The organism is Pseudomonas sp. P20 (assembly GCF_016463925.1).
Taxonomy (GTDB): Bacteria; Pseudomonadota; Gammaproteobacteria; order Pseudomonadales; family Pseudomonadaceae; genus Pseudomonas; species Pseudomonas aeruginosa.
On sequence record NZ_JAEMVM010000076.1, the window covers coordinates 1 to 3,159 of the forward strand.

Sequence of the window (3,159 nt, forward strand, 5' to 3'; positions counted from 1 at the left end):
CCACCCGCACCTCCGGACCCACGCCCAGTTCCACCAGGCGCTGGGCCAGGCGATTGGCCTGGCTGTCGAGTTCGCCATAGCTCAGCCGCTGCTCGCCGAACAGCACCGCAATCGCCTCCGGCGCTCGACGCGCCTGCTCCGCAACCAACTGGTGGACGAACGGCCGGCTCGGATAGTCCTCACCGGTCTGGTCCCAGCGCGCTAGCAGCAGGTCCCGCTCGGAACGATCCAATAGCGGCAACTCGCCAAGACTCCGGTTTGCGTCCTGGCAGATCGCCTCCAGCAAATTACGCCAATGGGTTGCCAGCCGTTCCACGGCGACCGCATCCAGGTGCAAACGGTCGTAGCTATAGTGGATGGTCAGCGTCTCGCCCATGTTCACGGCCAGGGTCAGCGGGTAGTTGGTCTGTTCTCGACTCACCACCTCACCAAAGCGCAATCCTGCCGGAGCTCCTTGTTCCAGGGCCTCCGATACGGGGTAGTTCTCGAATACCAGCAGACTGTCGAACAAGGACTCACCACCCTGTCCGGCCCAACGCTGCACCTCGAACAATGGCGTGTGCTCATACTCACGCAAGGCCAGGTTGCGCTCTTGCACCATGGCGACCCAATCGCCCACGCTCAGGTCCGCGCGCGGACGGCAAATGACCGGCAGGGTATTGATGAACAACCCGATCTGCTGCTCGATGCCGGATAGCTCCATCGGCCGGCCGGCCACCGTGGCGCCGAAGCACACCGTTTCCTGTCCGGTATAGCGTTGCAAAAGCAGCAGCCAGGCCGATTGCACCAGGGTGTTCAGGGTCACTCGTTGGGCGCGGGCAAAGGCATCCAGCCGTCGGGTCTGCTCCGCGTCGAACAGTTGATAGTGATCGCCGTAACCATCAGCCACTGGTTTGACCTGACCAGCAAGCGCCTGCATCAGCCGCGTAGGTGCATCGAGCTCGGCGAGTTGCTCCTTCCAGAAACGCCCGGCGGCATCCTGATCCTGACGTTGCAGCCAGGCGATATAGTCGCGATAGCGACCCGCCAGCGACGCCGGCAAGCGACCCGCATACCGCTCCAGCACCTCGCCGAGCAAGCGCGAGCCACTCCAGCCGTCCATCAGAATGTGATGGTTCGTATAGACCAGATGATGTCGACCTTCGCCCACGCGAATAACCGCGATCCGCAACAACGGCTCCCTGGTCAGGTCGAACCCCTTGCGCCGCACGTCTTGCGCATACGACTCCAGCGCCTGCTCAAGGTCCTCTCGCGCACTCCAGTCGAAAACCTCGAAGGGCAGCCGCACCTGCTTGTGGATCAGTTGCAGCGGCCGCTCCAGGTCCGTCAGTATGTTGGCCCGCAGCACCTCGTGACTGGCGACGGTCGCCAACCAGGCCTGGTGGAAAGCCCCGACGTCCAGTCCTTCCACGTCCACTCGCATCTGGTTGACGTAGTCGCTTCCTCCCTGCTCGTACAGGGAGTGGAAAAGCATCCCCTGCTGCATTGGCGACAGCGGATAGAGGTCGGCGATCTCGCCTGCCGGAACTGGCAAAGCGTCAAGTCCGGCCTGGTCGAGGTTCGCCAAGGGAAAGTCCGATGGTGTCACGCCACGATTGCGCTCCTGGCAGCAATGTTCCACAAGAGTCTGGAGCTCCCGTCCGTACTCATCCGCGAGCGCCTGTATGGTCTGCTCGTCGAACACTTCCCGGCTGAAGGTCCAGCCCAGGCTCAGCTCGCCGTCGTAGACCCGCCCGTCGACGCTCAGCAATGCGCCCAGAGGCGCCTGCTCGTCCATGACCGCACCACCATCCTCCCGGGCCGGCGCGAACAATCCGCGTTGCTCATCGAAGCTGCCATCGAACTGGCCTAGATAGTTGAAGACGATCTCGCCTTCCGGCAACGTTTCGAGCGTTCTGCGGGCCTCGGCGCTTCCCAGGTAGCGCAGTAGGCCGTAGCCGATCCCCCTGGAAGGAATTGCGCGCAGCTGTTCCTTGATGGCCTTGACCGAGTCGGCCAGGTTCTGCCGGGGGCTGAGGCGCACTGGATAGAGGCTGGTGAACCAGCCAACGGTACGGGTCAGGTCGATATCCTCGAACAAGTCCTCGCGCCCATGACCCTCCAGGCGGACCAGAACCTCCGCCCGCCCGCTCCAGCGACAAACCACCCGTGCCAGCGCTGTCAGCAGCAGGTCGTTGACCTGTGTGCGGTAGGCTGCTGGCGCCTCCTGCAGCAAGCGACGGGTCGTCTCGCGCGGCAACCGGGTATCAGCGTGGGCAACATGCCTTTGCTGACGGCCACCTTCGGGACGCTCGCAAGGCAGATCCGTGCTCACGCCCTCCAGCGCCTGTCGCCAATAACAAAGCTCACGCTCGACGGCTTCGCTGCTGGCATGCTCCTTCAGGCGATCGGCCCAAGCCTTGAACGAACTGGTTTTCGCCGGCAAGTTCGGCGCCTGTCCAGCCTGTAGGCTCTGATAGGCCTGTTGCAGGTCTTCCAGCAGGATTCGCCAGGAAACGCCGTCCACCACCAGGTGATGAACGACCAGCAAGAGCCGCTGGCTGCCATCGGGCAAATCGGCCAGCAGCACTCGCAGCAAAGGCCCATGTTTCAGATCCAAGCTGCGTTGTGCCGCCTCGACGACCTCCGAAAGGTCGCCGTCAGCCAACTGACGCACCCATAGCACATCTTCCGCACACGCGGCAGGATCGAACGCCGCCTGCCACTCTTCGTCCACGCCGTCGAAACGCAATCGCAAGGCATCATGACGGGAAACGACGGCCTGTAACGCTTCTCTCAACAGAACAGGCTCGAGAGAATCTGCCGGCGCCAGCAACAGAGACTGGTTCCAGTGATTGCGCTGGGGAATCGCCTCGGCGAAGAAGCGCCGTTGCACCGGAGTCAGCGGCATCGATCCGCTGACCGGGCCCTGGTCGACCGCTAACGCCGGCGCGAAGCGTGCGACCGAAGCCACGCCTTGCACGGTCTGGTGCTGGAACAGATCCTTGGGGGTGAACTGGATACCCGCCTGGCGAGCTCGGCTCACCACCTGCAGGGAGATGATCGAGTCTCCGCCCAGCTCGAAGAAGTTGTCGGTCAGCCCGACCCGCTCCAGCTTCAGTACCTCCGCCCAGATCGCCGCCAGTTGCTGCTCCAGGTCCGTCTCCGGTGCGGCGTAGA

1 protein-coding gene is annotated in these 3,159 nt (G+C 63.4%); it reads right to left on the reverse strand.

Features of this window, described 5'->3' with window-relative positions:
- Positions 1-3,159 (reverse strand): condensation domain-containing protein (locus JHD77_RS31590; protein ID WP_233412016.1); only part of this gene is annotated, 3,159 nt, incomplete at both ends.